The organism is Bacillus sp. GbtcB10, assembly GCF_019091365.1.
Taxonomy (GTDB): domain Bacteria; phylum Bacillota; class Bacilli; order Bacillales; family Bacillaceae; genus Bacillus; species Bacillus altitudinis.
In genome coordinates this window covers 1-889 of the sequence record NZ_JAGXJP010000014.1, presented here as the reverse complement: position 1 = coordinate 889, position 889 = coordinate 1, and the positions used below count along the sequence as shown (strand labels likewise).

Below are 889 nucleotides of genomic sequence, written 5' to 3'. Positions count from 1 at the left end.
TTCCCCCTGTGAGAGTAGGACGCCGCCAAGCTTTTCAAAGGATCAGTTCCAATCGGAACTGGTCTTTTTTGTGTTTTAATAAATGATATATCTATCTATATTGAAAATAGTGGTCTTTCACTACATTCTCAATAACTCATTCATTTCATCCCCTTCACTGGAATTCTAGACATTCTATAAAATTCTTATCATCCAATCTCGTCGCTCGCTCATCTTGCTAAGAGTCAACATCGAAAGAGTAAACATGTCTAAAAAGGATCTTCTCCTCTGGCAACCATATGTAGCGAACTGCGCTTGCTGCTAGATCATTGAAACCTACATAAGAGAGCAAAGGGCATCTTGGTTTGCTAATGAGAGAGGGGAGGAAGATTTGAGTTAAGCACCACAATGTTTGATGAGGTAAGGGAACACTGAGACGAATTTTTGGAAAATGACCAGGATCAATTTAATATAAAGCAAATATACAAAATGGTTTCTCGGAAAAATAAAATAATAAAAAAATTCGTTTCTATATGCACGTTATCTGAGGATTTAAGGAATAAAACAAACATTTTTCAGCTTTAAAAGAGCTGTTTTTACATTGAAAAAGCGCTATTAATGCCCTTTTTAACAAAAAAACATAAAAAAATGAAAAAAAGACTTTTAAAATGAAGAGACAAGTGGTAAACTTCTTTAGGTGCCTTAACGAAAAGATGTGAAAAAATAGCTTTAAAATAAATTCAAAAATTATTTTAAAAAAGTCTTTACAAACAATATCTTATCGTTATATAATACTATTTGTCAGATCGAGAGACATTCGAAACGACATAATATGGAGGATTAGCTCAGCTGGGAGAGCATCTGCCTTACAAGCAGAGGGTCGGCGGTTCGAGCCCGTCATCCTCCACCA

At 35.0% G+C, this 889-nt stretch carries 1 tRNA gene; it reads left to right on the top strand.

Going from position 1 to position 889, the window contains the following annotated elements:
- The first annotated feature begins 813 nt into the window (after positions 1–813).
- A tRNA-Val gene (locus tag KVT11_RS19515) sits at positions 814–889 on the top strand.